This is a genomic window from Synechococcus sp. OH2, from assembly GCF_047462155.1.
Classification (GTDB): Bacteria; Cyanobacteriota; Cyanobacteriia; order Thermostichales; family Thermostichaceae; genus Thermostichus.
Window position 1 is genome coordinate 15,881 of the sequence record NZ_JANSIR010000041.1, and the last position, 17,297, is coordinate 33,177.

General features: G+C 60.6%; 15 protein-coding genes and 2 pseudogenes. 8 read left to right on the plus strand and 9 right to left on the minus strand.

Annotated features, from left to right (window positions below; translation table 11 throughout):
- From NW835_RS02900 to dapB, 5 genes and pseudogenes are all read left to right on the plus strand, one after another.
- Positions 1 to 174, plus strand: a pseudogene (locus NW835_RS02900) (30S ribosomal protein S7); the annotation flags it as partial.
- Between the two features lie 157 nt (positions 175 to 331).
- A complete protein-coding gene (gene fusA, locus NW835_RS02905; protein ID WP_414414478.1) occupies positions 332 to 2,464 on the plus strand; it encodes an elongation factor G in 2,133 nt (710 codons plus the stop codon).
- 22 nt (positions 2,465 to 2,486) lie between these two features.
- Positions 2,487 to 3,716, plus strand: coding sequence for an elongation factor Tu (tuf, locus tag NW835_RS02910; RefSeq protein WP_414363849.1), 1,230 nt, complete (start codon positions 2,487 to 2,489; stop codon positions 3,714 to 3,716).
- Between the two features lie 93 nt (positions 3,717 to 3,809).
- A complete protein-coding gene (gene rpsJ / locus NW835_RS02915; protein WP_011430161.1) occupies positions 3,810 to 4,127 on the plus strand; it encodes a 30S ribosomal protein S10 in 318 nt (105 codons plus the stop codon).
- Positions 4,128 to 4,218: 91 nt separating this feature from the next.
- Complete coding sequence (gene dapB, locus NW835_RS02920; RefSeq protein WP_414363875.1) at positions 4,219 to 5,055, plus strand: 4-hydroxy-tetrahydrodipicolinate reductase; 837 nt, start codon at positions 4,219 to 4,221, stop codon at positions 5,053 to 5,055.
- Here dapB and NW835_RS02925 read toward each other — a convergent pair.
- The 6 genes from NW835_RS02925 to pcrA all read right to left on the minus strand — a co-directional run bounded on the left by NW835_RS02925 (position 5,052) and on the right by pcrA (position 13,799).
- A complete protein-coding gene (locus NW835_RS02925; protein ID WP_414385821.1) occupies positions 5,052 to 5,963 on the minus strand; it encodes a methylenetetrahydrofolate reductase in 912 nt (303 codons plus the stop codon). The genes dapB and NW835_RS02925 overlap by 4 nt on opposite strands.
- A 94-nt stretch (positions 5,964 to 6,057) precedes the next feature.
- Positions 6,058 to 7,581 (minus strand): hypothetical protein, encoded by a 1,524-nt coding sequence (locus NW835_RS02930; RefSeq protein ID WP_414414479.1) that lies wholly within the window; start codon positions 7,579 to 7,581, stop codon positions 6,058 to 6,060.
- A 169-nt stretch (positions 7,582 to 7,750) separates the two neighbouring features.
- A complete protein-coding gene (locus NW835_RS02935; protein ID WP_414370716.1) occupies positions 7,751 to 8,482 on the minus strand; it encodes a DUF2993 domain-containing protein in 732 nt (243 codons plus the stop codon).
- Positions 8,483 to 8,713: 231 nt separating this feature from the next.
- Positions 8,714 to 10,054, minus strand: coding sequence for an NAD(P)/FAD-dependent oxidoreductase (locus tag NW835_RS02940; protein ID WP_414414480.1), 1,341 nt, complete (start codon positions 10,052 to 10,054; stop codon positions 8,714 to 8,716).
- A gap of 249 nt (positions 10,055 to 10,303) precedes the next feature.
- Positions 10,304 to 11,086 carry a twin-arginine translocase subunit TatC gene (tatC, locus tag NW835_RS02945; RefSeq protein ID WP_414363854.1) on the minus strand — a complete coding sequence of 261 codons (783 nt, stop codon included), beginning with the start codon at positions 11,084 to 11,086 and terminating at the stop codon, positions 10,304 to 10,306.
- A gap of 373 nt (positions 11,087 to 11,459) precedes the next feature.
- Entirely contained in the window at positions 11,460 to 13,799 is a 2,340-nt protein-coding gene (gene pcrA, locus NW835_RS02950) for a DNA helicase PcrA (RefSeq protein WP_414414481.1), read from the minus strand.
- A gap of 265 nt (positions 13,800 to 14,064) precedes the next feature.
- Between pcrA and NW835_RS02955 the strand changes: the two genes are divergently transcribed.
- Entirely contained in the window at positions 14,065 to 14,580 is a 516-nt protein-coding gene (locus NW835_RS02955) for a hypothetical protein (protein WP_414414482.1), read from the plus strand.
- 96 nt (positions 14,581 to 14,676) lie between these two features.
- Positions 14,677 to 15,318: a hypothetical protein gene (locus NW835_RS02960; RefSeq protein WP_414363857.1), complete on the plus strand. Its 642-nt coding sequence runs from the start codon at positions 14,677 to 14,679 to the stop codon at positions 15,316 to 15,318.
- A 6-nt stretch (positions 15,319 to 15,324) separates the two neighbouring features.
- Here the strand turns inward: NW835_RS02960 and dapF are convergent, their stop codons facing one another.
- Both dapF and psbN read right to left on the minus strand, forming a co-directional pair.
- Positions 15,325 to 16,194, minus strand: a complete 870-nt coding sequence (dapF, locus tag NW835_RS02965; protein ID WP_414414483.1) for a diaminopimelate epimerase — start codon at positions 16,192 to 16,194, stop codon at positions 15,325 to 15,327.
- A 26-nt stretch (positions 16,195 to 16,220) separates the two neighbouring features.
- Positions 16,221 to 16,352 carry a photosystem II reaction center protein PsbN gene (gene psbN / locus NW835_RS02970; RefSeq protein ID WP_414363859.1) on the minus strand — a complete coding sequence of 44 codons (132 nt, stop codon included), beginning with the start codon at positions 16,350 to 16,352 and terminating at the stop codon, positions 16,221 to 16,223.
- Positions 16,353 to 16,542: 190 nt separating this feature from the next.
- On the opposite strand from psbN, the gene psbH reads away from it, so the two are divergent.
- A complete protein-coding gene (gene psbH, locus NW835_RS02975; protein ID WP_011430181.1) occupies positions 16,543 to 16,746 on the plus strand; it encodes a photosystem II reaction center phosphoprotein PsbH in 204 nt (67 codons plus the stop codon).
- Positions 16,747 to 16,769: 23 nt separating this feature from the next.
- On the opposite strand, the pseudogene NW835_RS02980 reads toward psbH, so the two are convergent.
- Positions 16,770 to 17,297, minus strand: a pseudogene (locus NW835_RS02980) (bifunctional ornithine acetyltransferase/N-acetylglutamate synthase); the annotation flags it as partial.

The window sequence follows — 17,297 nt, forward strand, 5'->3', positions numbered from 1 at the left end:
GCGCTGCGCTGGCTAGTCACCTTTTCCCGAACCCGTCCAGGGCGCACCATGTCTGCCAAGTTAGCCAATGAGATTATGGATGCGGCCAACGAAACCGGCAACGCCATCCGCCGGCGAGAAGAAGTCCATCGCATGGCCGAGGCCAACAAAGCCTTTGCCCACTACCGCTACTGAGCCCTGCTGGCCGAGCGAAGGAGGATGTTGCTGGGATCCCTTCCCATCTGCTGAGATCTGGGCTGGATCTAGAGGAGAAGGGGCAAAAAAAGACTAGAATTGTAAAGGTTTTTTTAGTTTGCCCGAGTCGCAGGGCGACGAGGATTGGGAGGTTGACGTGGCACGCACAGTTCCCCTGGAACGAGTTCGAAATATTGGTATCGCGGCCCACATCGATGCCGGCAAGACCACGACCACAGAGCGGATCCTCTTCTATTCCGGTCTGGTGCACAAGATTGGCGAGGTTCATGAGGGAACCACGGTAACCGACTGGATGGCTCAGGAACGGGAGCGGGGCATCACCATCACGGCCGCGGCCATCACCACCCGTTGGACCAAGCGGGATCCCAAAAACCCCTCCCAACCTCTCGCTGGCGCGCCGGAATACACCATCAACATCATCGATACGCCAGGGCACGTGGACTTCACCATCGAGGTGGAGCGATCGATGCGGGTGCTGGACGGGGTAATCGCCGTCTTCGACTCGGTGGGGGGCGTGCAGCCGCAGTCGGAAACCGTCTGGCGGCAGGCCAACCGCTACAACGTGCCCCGCATCGCCTTCGTCAACAAGATGGATCGCATGGGGGCCAATTTCCTTAAGGTTTATAACCAGATTCGGGAGCGCCTCAAAGCCAACGTCGTGCCCATCCAACTGCCCATCGGGGCCGAAGACGAGTTTCGCGGCATCGTCGATCTGGTGCGCCTGCAGGCCAATATCTACATGGATGAGATCGGCAAGGACATTCGCCCTGCCCCTATCCCCGAAGAGATGAAGGATCTGGTGGCGGAATACCGGGCCAAGCTGGTGGAAGCGGTGGCCGAGACCGACGAGGCCCTAATGGAGAAATACTTTGCCGAGGAGGATCTGAGCGAAGCCGACCTCATGGCTGGTCTGCGCAAAGGCACCATCAGCGGCCAAATTGTGCCCCTGCTGTGCGGCTCTGCCTTCAAGAACAAGGGTGTGCAGATGCTCCTGGACGCAGTGGTGGACTACCTCCCTTCTCCCATCGATATTCCCGCCATCAAGGGGGTACTGCCGGACGGGTCGGAGGTGTCGCGCAAGGCCAGCGACGACGAGCCCTTCTCCGCTCTGGCCTTCAAGCTGATGAGCGACAAGTACGGAGACCTCACCTTTATCCGCGTTTACTCTGGGGTGCTAACCAAGGGCACCTATGTGCTCAACTCCACCAAAAACAAAAAAGAGCGCATCTCCCGCCTGGTGGTGCTCAAAGCGGACGAGCGTCTAGATGTAGATGAGCTGCGAGCAGGCGATCTGGGAGCTGTGTTGGGCCTGAAAGATACCACCACCGGAGACACCCTCTGCGACGAAAACGCGCCGGTAATCCTGGAGTCCCTATATATCCCCGAGCCGGTGATCTCCGTGGCCGTCGAGCCCAAGACTAAGGCTGATATCGACAAACTCTCCAAAGCGCTGCAGGCCCTGGCCAAGGAGGATCCCACCTTCCGCGTCTCGGTGGATCCAGAGACCAACCAAACCATCATCTCCGGCATGGGCGAGCTCCACCTGGAGATTCTGGTGGATCGGATGCTGCGGGAGTTCAACGTAGAAGCTAACGTGGGCAATCCCCAAGTGGCCTACCGCGAAACCATCCGCAAGCCAGTTAGCCGCGTGGAAGGAAAGTTCATCCGCCAGACTGGCGGCCGCGGCCAGTACGGCCATGTGGTCATCGACCTGGAGCCAGCAGAACCGGGTACGGGGTTCGAGTTTGTCTCCAAAATTGTGGGTGGTGTCATCCCCAAAGAGTACATTCCGCCTGCCGAGCAAGGGATCCGCGAAGCCTGCGAGTCCGGGGTCTTGGCTGGCTATCCTCTGATCGATATTCGCGTCACCCTGGTGGACGGCTCCTACCACGAGGTGGACTCCAGCGAAATGGCCTTCAAGATCGCCGGCTCGATGGCGCTGAAGGAGGCTGCTCGCAGAGCCAACCCCGTCCTGCTGGAGCCAATGATGAAGGTGGAGGTGGAAGTTCCCGAAGCCTTCGTCGGGGATGTTATTGGAGACATCAACGCCCGTCGCGGCCAGATGGAGGGGATGAGTACAGAGGGTGGCATCTCCAAGGTCAATGCCAAGGTTCCCTTGGCGGAGATGTTTGGATATGCCACCGACATCCGCTCCAAAACTCAAGGGCGGGGCATCTTTACGATGGAGTTCAGCCACTACGAGGAAGTTCCTCGCAGTATTGCCGAAGCCATCATCGCCAAAAGCAAAGGAAGTGGAGTAACCAACTGAAATTAAAAGGAAGTGACGATTCATGGCACGCGCTAAGTTTGAACGTACCAAGCCGCACGTCAACGTTGGCACCATTGGCCACGTCGACCACGGTAAGACGACGTTGACCGCCGCCATTACTATGACCTTGGCTGCTTTGGGTCAGGCCACAGCCAAGCGGTATGACGAGATCGACGCGGCGCCAGAGGAGAGAGCCCGCGGTATTACCATCAATACTGCCCACGTGGAGTACCAGACGGAGAAGCGTCACTACGCCCACGTGGACTGCCCCGGCCACGCTGACTACGTGAAAAACATGATCACGGGCGCAGCCCAGATGGACGGGGCCATCCTGGTGGTCTCGGCGGCCGATGGGCCAATGCCGCAGACGCGGGAGCACATCCTGTTGGCCCGTCAGGTGGGGGTACCCAGCTTGGTGGTCTTCCTCAACAAGGTGGACATGGTGGACGACGAGGAGCTGCTGGAGCTGGTGGAGCTGGAGGTGCGGGAGCTTCTCTCCAAGTACGACTTCCCCGGCGACGAAATCCCAATTGTCAGGGGATCCGCTCTCAAGGCTCTGGAAAGGATGCAGGCCAACCCCAAAACCCAGCGGGGTGAGGATCCCTGGGTGGACAAGATCTACGAGCTGATGGATGCGGTGGACTCCTACATTCCGACGCCGGAGCGGGATGTAGACAAGCCCTTCCTGATGGCGGTGGAAGATGTCTTCTCGATCACCGGTCGCGGTACGGTGGCGACGGGCCGGATCGAGCGGGGCCGCATCAAAGTTGGCGAAACCGTGGAGCTGGTGGGATTGCGAGAAACCCGTTCCACCACCGTTACCGGTCTAGAGATGTTCCAGAAGACCCTGGACGAGGGGATTGCTGGCGACAACGTCGGCGTGCTGCTGCGGGGTATTCAGAAGAACGAGGTGGAGCGGGGTATGGTGCTGGCCAAGCCCAAGACCATTACTCCTCACACCCAGTTCGAGTCGGAGGTTTACGTCCTCAAGAAGGAGGAGGGCGGACGTCACACTCCCTTCTTCGCTGGCTATCGTCCTCAGTTCTACGTGCGTACCACCGACGTCACCGGCACCATCACTTCCTTCACGGCTGACGACGGCTCTAAGCCGGAGATGGTGATGCCCGGCGACCGTGTCAGGATGACGGTAGAGCTGATCCAGCCCATCGCCATCGAGCAAGGGATGCGCTTTGCCATTCGCGAGGGCGGTCGTACCGTAGGGGCCGGTGTGGTCTCTAAGATCCTGAAGTAAGCGGCTTTCTCCTGGCAGGGATTGGGCGCTGGTCACTCCAGGCAAGCTCGATCCCTGCCATTTTTTTGAGTACACCCTACCTTCTCTCTGACTATGGCTACCTTGACGCAACAGAAAATTCGGATCCGCCTAAAGGCCTACGACCATCGGCTGCTGGATACTTCCTGCGACAAAATTGTGGACACAGCCCGCCGTACGGAGGCTGTGCCGGTTGGCCCGATCCCTTTGCCGACGCGGCGTCGCCTCTACTGTGTGCTGCGTTCCCCCCACACGGATAAGGATTCGCGGGAACATTTTGAAGTTCGCACCCACCGCCGCATTATCGACATCTACTCCCCCTCTTCCAAAACCATCGATGCTTTGATGAAGCTGGATCTGCCGGCAGGGGTAGACATCGAGGTGAAATTGTGAGGCTCCGCTTGGGGATCCAGCGCTAGGTGAGGCAAGGGGGCAGGTGGTGACAACAGCGGTCGAGCAAGAAGGACGAGAAGAGGGCGCCACCATTGGTGAGGGGACGGCGGCTCCTGAGCCCATCCCGGTCTTGGTGGTGGGAGCTTTGGGCAAGATGGGGCGGGAGGTGGTGCGGGCGGTGGCCCAAACCCCCGACATGAAGTTGGTGGGGGCGGTGGCCCGTTCCCAGTTGGGCGCGGACATTGGTGAGGTGTTGGGCCTGGGATCCCTGGGAGTAGAGATTACCGAGGATCTGGCAGGTCAGTTGCTGCGGCTGTCGCAGCGGAGTACCCGAGGTGTCATGGTGGACTTCACCCATCCGCGCTCCGTGTATGAAAATGTCCGCTCGGCCATTGCTTTTGGGGTGCGGCCGGTGGTGGGGACGACGGGCCTGACGTCGGAGCAGGTGGAGCGGCTGCGGGATCTGGCAGACAAGTCCGGTGTGGGCTGTCTAATCGCGCCCAACTTTGCCATCGGCATGATCCTGCTGCAGCAGATGGCTCTGCAGGCGGCCCAATATTTCGATCACGTGGAGATTGTCGAGCTGCACCACAACCGCAAAGCCGATGCCCCCAGCGGCACGGCTCTACAGACAGCGCAACGGCTGGGACAACTGGGCAAAGCCTTTAACCCGCCCGAGGTGGAAGAAAAGGAGCTGCTCCCCGGCTCGCGGGGAGGGATCCCCGGCCCCAATATCCCCATCCACAGCGTTCGCCTGCCGGGGCTAGTCGCCCACCAGGAGGTGATCTTCGGCGGCATGGGGCAGACGTTGACCTTGAGACACGACATCACGGATCGGGTGGCTTTCATGCCGGGAGTGATCCTGGGCATTCGCAAGGTGCTGCAGCTCAAGGGGCTGGTCTATGGCTTGGAGCAGGTGTTGAGCTAGCTGCTTAGGGGCGGGATCCCAGCCTCGTCCAGGATGTGCGGGATGAGGTGTTCGGCCTTGACGGCCATGAGGTGTACGCCGTGACAGATCTGGCGAGCCTGGCGCACCTGTTCGGCAGCAATGCGGATCCCTTCTGCCAGGGGATCGGGGGCATCGGCCAGCCGCTGGATGATGGCGTCCGGGATCTGCACCCCCGGCAAGTTGCGGTTGATGAAAAGGGCGTTTTTGGCGGATTTGAGCAGGAAAATGCCCGCCAGGATAGGCTTGCCGGCGGGGCGGCCCAGCTTGTCCATGAAACGCTCCAGTTGCTCGAAGTCGGTCACCATCTGGCTTTGGAAAAACTGGGCTCCGTTCTCCAGCTTGCGGTGGAAGCGCCGCTCCAGGCCGGAAAAGCTGCCGGACTGGGGTTCTACCGCTGCTCCGGGGAACAGGCAGGTGCCGCCGTCGGGGAGGGGCTTGCCGTTGCAGTCGAGGCCGTTGTTGAGGCGTTGGATAAGCTGCAGCAGGCGCACCGATTCCAGGTCAAAGACCGGGCGGGCGTCGGGACAATCGCCGATGTGGATGGGATCCCCGGTGAGGGCCAACACGTTGCGCAGGCCGAGGGCGGAAGCTCCCAACAGATCTCCTTGCAGAGCCAAGCGGTTGCGATCCCGACAGGCCAGTTGCAGGATGGGCTCAATGCCCGCCTGATGCAACAGCAGTGAGGCGGCCAGGGGGCTCATGCGGGCCATGGCGCGGTTGGAGTCCGTGACGTTGATGGCATGCACCCGACCCTTGAGCTGCTGGGCAAGAGACAGCAAGGTGCTGGTGTCGGATCCCTTGGGGGGGGTGATCTCAGCCGTGAGCAGAAATTCCCCCCGCTGGATGGCTTGGGCAAAGCGCGACGGCGGTGAGTAGGTCAGGGCCACAATTCTGGGAAGACCGAAAGAAAAAGCAGTGGGTTGGCCTATTATCGACTGTTTTGGGAGGGTTTTTCCAGCCGAGGCGCTGCTCTATCTTTTCTCAGGGCTTGGCTGAGGGCGAAGGGCTGGGCAGGGGCTGCACCCGCATTTCTCCCAGCCAGAGGGGGGGATCCCCTTGGTGCAAACGCTGCTGCCAGTTTGTCGCCGCCGCGGGCGGGATCCCCTGCGGACCCAGGGCCCAGCTCCAGCCAATCACCTGGGGCCACCGCCGGGCTTCCAAGTCTTCCAAAAAGGACTGGGCAGCTTCTGCGTCGGGGGGCAGGCCGCTGAGAATCAGGGGCAACTGGGGGTTAAAGGCCACAAGGCGACGGTAGAATGCTTCAAAAGCCCCAGGATCCCCCTTCACCTCCAGGCTCAGCCAGTCCACCCCTGGCAAGGCGGCCCAGGCAGACGCTGCCTCGTTATCCGCTCCCTCCAGCTCTAGAACCCAGAGCAAATTGGCATCAGAGCGCAGGGTTTGTATCAGGTGACGGTAGGCCCGTCGTTGCAGCTCGGTATCCCCGTCCCCAGCAGCTATGGCCAGGATAATCGGGGTAGCAAAGCGCTGGATGCCCCGGGCCCAAGAGCGCAAGGTCTCATCCTGTTCGCCCGCAGCCAGGGAAGAGAGGTGGGCCGGTTGCAGCCGCAGGCGCAGGTAGGGAACGGAGCCGCTCTCCCGCAGCCGATTGGCCAGGGGCTGGGGAAAATCCTGCCGCGGATCCCAGAGGTGCTCCACCGCTGCCCAGGCAGGGGGCTGGCCGATGGCCTGGCGATAGGACAAGAGCTGCTCCCAAGTTGGCATGCCCGACCAAGTGACCCCATGATACAGCCGGCCCGTGGGGGGCGGCAGCGGCCTGCCCCGCTGAAAAGGGGCAGAATCGGGCGGGATGGGGGAGGTGAGGACAACCTGCAGCCGCAGAGACGGTGAGGGGGCAGGGGCGTCGGCCTCCGGTAGGGAGAAAGGGAAACTCCACGTGCGCTCCTCGAACCGACCTTGAGTAATCTGGCGGGCATAGAAGTCCTGAGGGGGCGGCAGCGGCTCGAGAGCCTCTTCCCCTAAGAAGGCTTTTTGGACGGCTAGGCGCACCCCCTCGCCAGGGTGAATCAGAGGCGTGGTGGTATCCAGGTGAAAGCTGCCGCTGAGGCGGGTAAAGGTCTTGTGGGGCTCAACTCGGAAAGAGAGCGTGAGCTGGTCAGGCCGATAGGTGCCCACGGCGGGGGAGGAAGGGGTGGGGAGCGGGGATCCCCCCGGCTGCTCTGCCAAGCTCTCGCAGTCGGTGCAGGGAAGGAGAGCCTGCGGGTGGAGAGCGATGGGAGCCTTGCGGGCGGATTGCAACTGCTCAGATGTGATCACAAAGCTGGCCCAAAGGTGCTTCAAGCGGGGATCCCGGCCGGGTGGAATATCGGAGAAAGTTCGCCCTGGGGGTGTAGCCGTGCGTGTGCCGGCAGCCGTGCCCTCTAGGGGCACCGTGGAGAATGCGTCGCTGGAACATCCCCCCAGCAACACCAGCGACAGGATTAGCGGCAGAGTCCCTAGGAGCAGGGGCCTAACGCTGGGTTGTAGCGGCGGCGATCCCCAAACCATGAACTCACCTCAATACACCACCCCTCCGCGTCCGCTTGGCAGCGGCTAGAGGGATTCTCGCCCAGCAGCCTCAGCCTTGGGTTTGATCCCGATCACAACTTGGCCACAGCAGAGCCCGCCGGCACCGCCCAAAGGCGAGCTCAAGGGGTTGAGCTCCGGCAACAGCCGGCTACCCCTGCGGCACTGCCGCCGCTTCCGGGTAGATGACCAACATTCCCTCGTAGAGGATTTGGCCGGGCTGCAACTCCAGGCGATCGATGCGCACGCCTGGATCCAACTGAATGGGAAAATCCGCCAGGCCGGGGATGGGGATCTCCTGCCCTTCGCTCACCCACAGGGGATTGACCAGCCGCAACTGGTTGGGGCCCTGGGCCTGTAGCCCGGTTAGCACCGTAACCGGCACCTCCACCCCCTCGGGAGTCACCAATTGGGCCTGGATGCGCAGCCGATTTTGCTCCAAGGTGACCTGGGGCTGGCGGATCAAGAAGGGCACCGCTTGACCTCCAAAGGGCAGTTGCACCTGTGCCTGGGCCAGTTGAGACTGGATGAGGGGAGCCTGAAGGGTGCGGTTAAGATCGTCTTCGGTGAGGCGCAAGCTCACCTGCACCGGCACGGGCGCCAACAGTTGCAGGGGGCTACGTCCTTGGATGGCTTCCCCTACATTGAGGCGAATATCCTGGCCCTGCAGCCGCAGGTGGCTGACCTGGAATCCCTGATAGATAAGGTTGTCTCCCGACACCTGGGCCTGGGGGATCTGGCCGTTCAAAATCTGGGCGTCGGAACCGGCGATCTGCACCTGCAAGTTGTCGACCTGCTGCACCTCAGAGCGAATCCAGGCGGCCACCAAAGGGCTGAGCAGGGATCCGGCAATCTGGGCAAATCCGGGCCAAGGCCAAAACATAGTGGGCAAGCCAAGCAGCAGTGCCAATCCTAGCCGCTGCCCTGCTGGCGAGAGCCGCTGGCGGCGACGGGCTGCAAGAGAAGAGGGATCCGGGGCAGGCCGACGGCAAGACGGGAACAGCACGGGGTACCTCAGGAGCGACGACAGGCAACATTTCTCTGGCCAAACTATGACTAGGCTAAGGCAGGACTGCTCCACCGAACAGAGGGATCCCCCGCACACTTGGAGGAGCTACCCATCCGTCAACTGCCACCAAAGATACCCCAGCCGCAGGTAGTGAAGCCGCAGCCAGGGGAAAGGGAAAACGCGCGGCGGCTGGCGAAAGAGGGCGCTAATCTGGGGTCGGACGCCGGCCACCTCCTGGGCTAGGATTTTGCCCGCCCACACCGCTGTGGCCACGCCGCTGCCATGGTAGGCCAGGCCATACCACAAGCTGGGATCCGTCGGCGAAGAACCGATATGGGGGTGAAGCTGCCGCGAAAGGCAGACCAGGCCGTTCCAAGCGTACTCGATCTCCACCCCCTCCCAGGCGGGAAAGAGACGGTAAAGCTGCCGAGTCATCCAAGCCTGCAGGCGCTGTCGTTCTGCCGGAGTATTGCGGGTGCCGCCCCGCCCCCCAAACAGCAGGCGCCCGTCCGGCAGGAGACGGTAGTAGAACAGCAGCCGTCGTGTGTCGTAGATTGGCGTCGGATCCCACCAGCCCTGAGCCCTTCGCTCTGCAGGCGTCAGAGGCCGGGTGACCAGAATGTTGGAAAGCACCGGCAACAGGGATCCCGCCAGTTGGGGATACAGAGCCCCTGGAGTGTAGCCATTGGTGGCGATAACCAGGTGCCGCGCCCGCACCGTTCCCCCCGGCGTATGGCAGAAGTGTTGGGATCCCGTCTTTTCCCAAGCGACAACAGGGCTGGCGCTGTGCAATCGCGCCCCCCACCTTTGAGCTGCCTGGGCTAGCCCTTGGATAAGCTTGAGGGGGTTGAGGCCAAACCCCACTCCGATGTGCAGAGCGCCATGGTTCTCTTGGCTATCGAAGCCCCGTTCCCGCAGCTCTTTGGGGCTGAGGAGCTGGGCCGGGTAGCCGGCCACCTGGGTGTAGATTTGGTACTCGGCCTCCAATTCCCGCCAAGCGCTGGGGCGGTGGGCCACCGCGTACCAACCTTGACCCTGGGCATCTAGGGAAAAGCCCTCGGTAGTAGCCAGCTCTTGGACGGTTTCTACTGCCTGCCGCTGATCCCGGTAGTAGTGCTCCGTCTCTGCCAGGCCTATCCGCCGTACCATCTGGGTGTGGGTAAGGTAGCTCGCCCCCACGCCGCAGAAACCGCCGTTGCGCCCCGAGGCCCCCCAGCCCAGGGATCCCGCCTCCAGCAGACAGGCCGAGATACCGTGATCGCGGGCCAGGTGCAGGGCCGTCGACAACCCCGTCAATCCTCCCCCCAGGATAGCCACCTCGGCCTCAACCGAGCCTTGCAAAGGCGCCGGATATCGCCAACTGGGATCCGCGATCGTGCTGTCCCAGTAGCTGCCAACCGGATAGGAGGGATCGTAAGTGCTGGCCGGATAAAGAGTTGTTTTCAAGCCAAAAATCATACAATCAGACAAAAGCAGCAGCTCAGCAGGTGGTCAGAGATGATGGCGCGGAGGGTACTCCCGTAGGCCAGGGCGGATCCCAGCCAAACCACCGCCACCATGGTCAGAAGCAAAGATATCCAGGCTCCTTTTTCCCGCAGACAGCCCTTGCCCCCCGGCTCAGAGCTCTCGGAAAGCAGTACCTCTACCCTTGGCTCGGAAAATCCAGAGGCCAGAACTAGCACCTACAGCCGTGGGTCATTTGCCAAGTAGCTTCACCAGCAGAATGCCGAACAAGTACAGGAACGTCACGGCGCCAGCCAAGAGACTTTGGGTGAGGGGATCCGTCGAAGGGGTGAGAACGGCTCCCGCCACCACCGAACCCAGGACAACATAGCGCCAACCCTTGAACATCTGCTCAGCAGTTACCAGACCCAAGGCTCCCAGCAGCGCCTGCAAAATCGGCACCTGAAAGGCCAAGCCAGTGCTGAACATCAGCAGCAGCACAAACTCAAAGTAGCGGTCGATGGACCAGGCCTGATCCACCACCCCTTCGCCATAGCGAATGAAGAAGTTGAGCGCCGCCGGAATGAGGAGGTAATAGGCGAAGACCAAGCCAGCCACAAACAAAAGGCTGGATCCCAACACCACCGGCCCCAGCAGCCTGCGCTCCTTCACGCTCAGCCCCGGCAAGACAAAGCGGGCAATTTGGTAAAGCACAAAGGGCGTGGCCAAGAGCAGCCCCGAATAGGCCGCCACCTTCATAGAGACGAAAAAATACTCGCCCGGCGCCAGTTGCAAGAAGGTCACCCCTTGAGCAGGCACCTCCAGCAGGGCGACGATGCGGTTCACCACCAGAAAACAGGCGACGATACATAAGGCCACCGCAATTACACTGGCCAAGAGGCGGCTGCGCAACTCCTCCAGATGCTCCATCAAGGTCATCTCGACCTCGTAGGGAAACTCCGGATCTGGCACCCGAGCAGGCTCAGGCGTTGACGGAGCTTGCTGCGAGGATTCGGTCTCAGAGGCAAGGGTCATGGGCCGACGGGTAACGAAACCTTTCCCGCTATCTTAGCCCTGCCCCCCCCTCAAGGAAAAGCGCCGGCCCACTACATGCTTCTCTTGCCAAGATGCTCCTGGCAGGGACATCCTCTGCCGCTAAGCCCTGCCAGGCGGGAGCTGCCACTGCCCAAAGTTTCTGCTTCACCAGACTAGCATCCTTCCTAGTCAGAAAACGGTTGCCCCACGGCCCTGAGCCATCTCCCTGGCGCAAGCAGCCGCAAAGTTCCCCCTTCAGGTGTCATGCCAGGTCAGCAAGTCCGTCGTTCCCGCGAGCGGTTCCTAGACTTGCAGTAATCCTCTCTTTTTGGACTGCCCACCCGGCATCTACAGCCCCTTTGAGTCCAGCTAGCTAGCTGAGCTTTTGAATGGGCGCGATGCGGGGATCCAAAATTTTTCGGCCAACGGCGGGAAATTTCACGGCCAAGGTAACCTGGTCGCCACTACCAAAGATGTGAGTAATTTGCCCCTGGCCAAATTTGGGGTGTTGCAGGCGATCTCCCACCGCCCACTGCTGGGGGCCCTGACGGCGAGCGGTCTTGGCCTTGGGCGTGGCTGCAGCCATGTTGTCCGCGGAGAACGAAAGCCCCCTGCCTCTCTCCCATTGGATCAGCTCTTGGGGCAGCTCACTCAAAAATAGAGAGGGGATGGCAGATTCGCGGTTGCCGTAGAGCCGCCGTTCGCTGGCGTGGCAGATAAACAATTGCTCACGGGCGCGGGTGATGCCCACGTAGCAGAGGCGCCGTTCTTCTTCCAAAGCAGCGGGATCCTCCAAAGCCCGAAAATTGGGAAATAGTCCCTGCTCTACCCCCACCAAAAATACGACCGGGAACTCCAGACCTTTGGAAGCGTGCAACGTCATCAACGAAACTTTCTCAGCTCCCTCCTGAAGGTTGTCCAAATCCGAAGCCAAAGATACATTGCTCAAGAAAGCCTCAAGGCTGGGATCCTCCTGTTCTTCTTCAAATTGGCGGGCCGCGTTGTAGAGTTCCATCACGTTGGCGATCCTTTGCTCGGCCTCTTCTGTGCCCTGGGCCTTGAGATCTTCCAGATAGCCGCAATCCCGCAGCAGCCCCTCCAGGAGGGCGGCAGCCGAAACCTGGGCCATCTGTTTTTGCCAATGCTGGATAAGCTCGGCAAACTGAAGAACCGGCTTGGCCGAACGCCCCACCAGGTTGGTTACAGCAGCCTCGTCGCTAAGGATAGTCCACAGGGGTACATTTAAGGCAGCCGCCGCTTCGGTGAGCTTGTCCAGGGTTGATTTGCCAATGCCCCGCCGCGGCACATTGATAATACGCAGCAGGCTAAAAGAGTCAGCAGGGTTGAGCACAGCCCGCAAATAGGCCAGCACATCCTTAATTTCTTTGCGATCGTAAAATCGCGGCCCGCCCACCACCGTGTAAGGGATCCCCCAGCGCAGCAGAACCTCTTCAAAGGGGCGAGACTGGGCATTGGTGCGGTAGAGAATGGCAAAATCTCCCCAGGAAAAGTTGGGATTTTGGCTGTGTAACCTGCGGATGGTGTTGACTACAAACTCAGCCTCAGCGATCTCGTCCTCCGCCTGGTAGCAAACGATGGGATTGCCCAAGGGGCGAGTTGGCCGGAGAACTTTATCAATGCGCTCGGTGTTTTTCTCAATGAGGACGTTAGCTGCCTGCAAAATAGTAGCTGTAGAGCGATAGTTTTCCTCCAGCTTGATCAGGGTGCGGGTATCGTCATCTGGGAGGCCATCGCCAAAGGTCTCTTGAAACTCCAGCAAAATGGTGAAGTCTGCCCCACGAAAGCGATAGATGCTTTGATCTGCATCTCCCACGACAAAGATCGACCGGTTTTTCCAATCCAACTGAGATCTGCGGGTCTCGCCGTTGGTGACCAGCAGCCGGATCAGCTCATACTGGGTGCGGTTGGTGTCTTGGTACTCGTCCACTAGAATGTGCCGGAAGCGCTGGTGCCAGTAAGCCAAGACCTGCTCATTTTGGCGAAACAGCTGTACCGGGATCCAAATTAAGTTGTCGAAGTCGAGGGCGTTATTGGCCGCCAGTTGATCTTCGTAGAGCTCGTAAACCTGAGCCAGGATGCGGCCCCGGAAGTTGGGCTGGTGTCGCTCCAGATCGGCGGGAGTCCAACCCTGGTTTTTTGCCTTGCTGATGGCGTACCGCACCGATCTTGGATCGAACTGGCGCTCATCTAAATTGAGTTGCTTAGTTACAATCTCTTTAACCAGGGATTGGGCGTCCGACTCATCGAAAATTGAGAAGTCACGAGTCCACTTGCGTCCCTTGGGATCCTGGTACTTTTCAATCTCCAGGCGCAAGACTTGGGCAAATAGGCTGTGGAACGTGCCGATCCAGAGGGGCTTAATCCAGCGGCGGTAAACGCTGGACTTCAAGCGCGTTGCCTGGGCCGGCTCCAGTTGCGCAAGCGGGATCCCAAACTGCTCCTGTGCCTCCTGCTCGGCAAAAAGCTGCTCGATGCGCTCCTTCATTTCGCGGGCGGCCTTGTTGGTGAAGGTAACAGCCAAAATCTCCTCCGGATCCACCCGATAGTGGCGGATGAGGTAGGCGATGCGGTGGGTAAGGGTGCGCGTCTTGCCGGAACCTGCCCCCGCCACCACCAGCAAGGGGCCGCAAAAGTGTTGCACCGCTTGGCGTTGAGAAGGATTGAGGCCATCCAACAAGGAGCCAGAAGTCATATCTGCCGCCAACGAGAAACTGCTTTCCATTATGGGCGCAGGCTGGCTGGCAACCCAACAGGCTTGGGAAGCCCAAAAGGTACTCTAGAGCGCCAAAGCTAAAGATGAAGATTAGTTAAGATTTGGCCAGCTCACCCCAGAACTTGCTGCTATGAAACGAGTTTTGCTTAGTTGCGGGGCCCCACCTAATTGCTGCCCGCTTGGCTTTCCAAAAAGACTGATCGCTTTGGGGGTTGCTACCTTTGCTCTCCTCTCCGCGGGCCCGTTGGCTCCAGCTCAAGCCGGCAACTGCCCCAGCAAGGGCAGTCCCAACGCCTCTCTTGATCTCAAGCTGGAAAGCGTTGCCGGGGATCCACTTGACTTAAGCAGTTCCGACGGCCTGCAGGTGCTGATCTTGACCAACAGCCAAACTCGCTCCCAAGCGGAGGCCCTCTCCAAAAGTTTGGCCCTGGAGTTTGGGCAAAATCCCCGCCTGCGCCGGATCGTGCTGATAGACGGCAGGGGGCTGCTGCTGGTGCGCAATTTGGTTTTGCAGGCCATTCGAGACAGCGTGCCGACGGATCCCCGCTTGGTTTCTCCGTTTGTCTATGTCTCGGTCGATTTCGAGGGATCAGCCATCCAAAAACTGCAGGAGGTGGCTGCCGAGGTGCTGCCCGGGATCGATTTTCGCCGCCAGGCCGCCTTGCTGCTTTTGGACAGTCAAGGCACCCTCCTGAGCGGGTTCGCCGATCTGGAGCAATCTAACCTCCGCATTCGCCAGTGCATTCGCACGCGCGTTTGACGGCCTTGGATCCCGCTTTTCCCCTGCCTCTTCCCAACCGCTAAACTGGTTTAGCAAAGCTATGGACAACCTTAAAACGGCTGGGTGCCGGGATCCATGCGCCACCAGCTCAAGACCTTAAACCAAATCCTCGACTACAAGCTAGCCGATCTGCGGCTGTTTGGCCGCGCCGAGCTGAAGGGTCAGGTGCTGAATGTGCTGCTGGAACGGCTGCCCGGCGATGTGGTGGACACGCTGCAGGTGATGGAGGTGGTGCGCAGCGCTGTCGAGGCCTCACTGCTGCAGGGGTTGCGCAAAGTCAACGTCTACCTCTGGTGCCGTGGTCAAACTGAAGCAGCGCCGGAGTGGAGTGAAAGCTTTGTGGTTGAGCCGTTGACCCTGAGCAGGCCGGAGGGAGCTTGGAGCCGCGCCTCCAGCTACCGGCAAGACTATCCCACCATGCGGGTGCTGCTTTTTGGCTTGGGCCTTTGCCTGGGTGGCCTCTACCTGCTGGGCTGGGAGCGGACGAGCGGGATCGACTGGATCCCAGTGGCGTTGGCCTTCGGCTTGGGGGTGATCTTCCCCTGGCTCAAACGCTCCCTCAACCAGTGGGTTCATCCTCTGTTCCTACGCCTCGGCCTGGGGCTGGGGCTGGTCTTGTTGGGCCTGGCAGTGGCGTTGATCTGGCGGCAGGGTTGGAGCACTGCCTATGGGATTCTCACCCTGCTGGCTCTTCTCCTGCTGGGGCTGGGATCCTGAGACCTCTCAATCGGCGGTGGTGCCGCTGAAAACGGGCAGGGCTGGCCCTGTCATCCACACGTGTTGGGTGTCAAGATCCCAGCGAACCTCCAGGCTGCCTCCCGGCAGCTCTACCGTGGCTTGGGGCTTGGCCCGCTCTTCCAAGACGGCAGCTACTAGGGCGGCACAAGCCCCTGTTCCACAGGCCAGCGTCGCCCCTGCCCCTCGCTCCCAAACCCGCAGCCGCAGGCGGTTAGGGCTGAGCACCTGCACGAATTCGGTGTTGGTGCGCTCCGGAAAGGCGGGGTGATGCTCAAACAGGGGGCCTACCCTTTCCAGATCCAGCTCTTCCAGGGATCCCTCCTCCTCGAGAAAGACCACGCAATGGGGGTTGCCCATGCTCACCGCCGTCACCGGCCACTCCCGCCCGGCCACTGGGAGCGGTTGCCGAATCACCTTCTCCTCTGGCCCGGCCAGCGTGGTGGGAATCTGCTGGGCCAACAGGCGAGGGATCCCCATGTCCACTGTCACCAGGCCATCGGGCTGCACCCGCGGCACAATCCGCCCCGCCAAGGTGTGGATCTGGTAGGCACCATCCTGAGCGGGGATCCCCAGATCCTGTAAAAAGCGGGCCAAACAGCGGATCCCGTTGCCGCACATTTCCGCCTCCGAGCCGTCGCTGTTGAACAGGCGCATGCTGAAATCGGCCCCCGCCTGCCCCGGCAGCAGGAAGATAACCCCATCTGCCCCCACGCCAAAGCGGCGGTTGCACAGGGCAACGGTCTCTTCTGGAGTCAGACAGGGCTGGGACTGGTGGCGGTTGTCCACCAAGATGAAGTCGTTCCCCAGGCCTTGGTATTTGTGGAAGGGGAGACGAGAGGGTAACCGAGCAGGCATGCACTGGAACCGCAAAACGACCGGCTTCAATCCTCGTGCATCTCGTAGGGATCCTGCAAGTTTTTGGCAGGGGGGCCAAAGGCCGTGTAGATGGCAAAGGCGGTGATGCAGATGGTTGTCGCCGCAATGGCCACAACCAGCGAAAGGGTGGATTCCATAGCTAACTCTTCAATTCTGAGAGAATCTCCCTACATATTACACAAGTTTACAATTCATTGCCGGCGGCAAAGGGAAGTGACCAGATTCTGTTAGCGTGATCTTAAAAGGAGGCTGTCTGGCTGGGATCTGCCGCCGTGCTGACCTCCGACTGGGTAAACCTGTCCTCTCTTTGACCTAGCGCGAGAACCTATGGCTATTCGTACCAAACTGGGCGATCTGCTGCGTCCCCTCAACTCGGAATACGGCAAGGTGGCCCCTGGCTGGGGCACCACACCTCTGATGGCGGTCTTTATGGTGCTGTTTGGCATCTTTTTGCTGATCATCCTGCAGATCTACAACAAGTCGCTGCTCCTGGAAGACATCAACGTCTCCTGGGAGAGCCTCAGCTTCTAGTTCTTCTGGCTGCCGCGGGCTGTCTAGGTGGTGTACTCGGCGTTGATGCGTACGTAGTCGTAGCTGAGATCGCAGCCCCAGGCAACGCCCTGGCCAGATCCCTGGTGGAGATCCACGGTGAAGATTACTGGGTCTCCTTTCTTTAGGTACTCGGAGGCTGCCTGGCGATCAAAAGCCAAAGGCATTCCCCCCTGCAACAGCAGAAAATCCCCCAGGCGAACCTCCAAGCGACGGCTGTCAAAGGGGATCCCAGACCGCCCAGCAGCGGCGGCTACTCGTCCCCAGTTGGGATCATTGCCAAAAACTGCTGCCTTCACCAGGGGAGAGCTGGCGATCACGCGGGCCATCTGCCGGGCTGACCTATCGTTGGGAGCTCCCTGCACCCGGATCTCCAGCAGCTTGGTGGCCCCTTCCCCATCGCGGGCAATGGCCTTGGCCAGGTCAATGCAGACCTGAACGACCATCTCCGCCAGAGTCTGGGCCGCTTCCGTGCTGGCCTGCAGGGGGGGGGATCCCGCTTTGGCCATTGGCCAGGGCCAGTACCATGTCAT

Bases quoted from the DNA above. Each gene is read 5' to 3' on its own strand.
- tuf (WP_414363849.1), top strand. From the start codon at position 2,487: ATGGCACGCGCTAAGTTTGAACGTACCAAGCCGCACGTCAACGTTGGC.
- rpsJ (WP_011430161.1), top strand. From the start codon at position 3,810: ATGGCTACCTTGACGCAACAGAAAATTCGGATCCGCCTAAAGGCCTAC.
- NW835_RS02930 (WP_414414479.1), bottom strand. From the start codon at position 7,581: ATGGTTTGGGGATCGCCGCCGCTACAACCCAGCGTTAGGCCCCTGCTC.
- NW835_RS02935 (WP_414370716.1), bottom strand. From the start codon at position 8,482: ATGTTTTGGCCTTGGCCCGGATTTGCCCAGATTGCCGGATCCCTGCTC.
- tatC (WP_414363854.1), bottom strand. From the start codon at position 11,086: ATGACCCTTGCCTCTGAGACCGAATCCTCGCAGCAAGCTCCGTCAACG.
- pcrA (WP_414414481.1), bottom strand. From the start codon at position 13,799: ATGACTTCTGGCTCCTTGTTGGATGGCCTCAATCCTTCTCAACGCCAA.
- NW835_RS02960 (WP_414363857.1), top strand. From the start codon at position 14,677: ATGCGCCACCAGCTCAAGACCTTAAACCAAATCCTCGACTACAAGCTA.
- dapF (WP_414414483.1), bottom strand. From the start codon at position 16,194: ATGCCTGCTCGGTTACCCTCTCGTCTCCCCTTCCACAAATACCAAGGC.
- psbN (WP_414363859.1), bottom strand. From the start codon at position 16,352: ATGGAATCCACCCTTTCGCTGGTTGTGGCCATTGCGGCGACAACCATC.
- psbH (WP_011430181.1), top strand. From the start codon at position 16,543: ATGGCTATTCGTACCAAACTGGGCGATCTGCTGCGTCCCCTCAACTCG.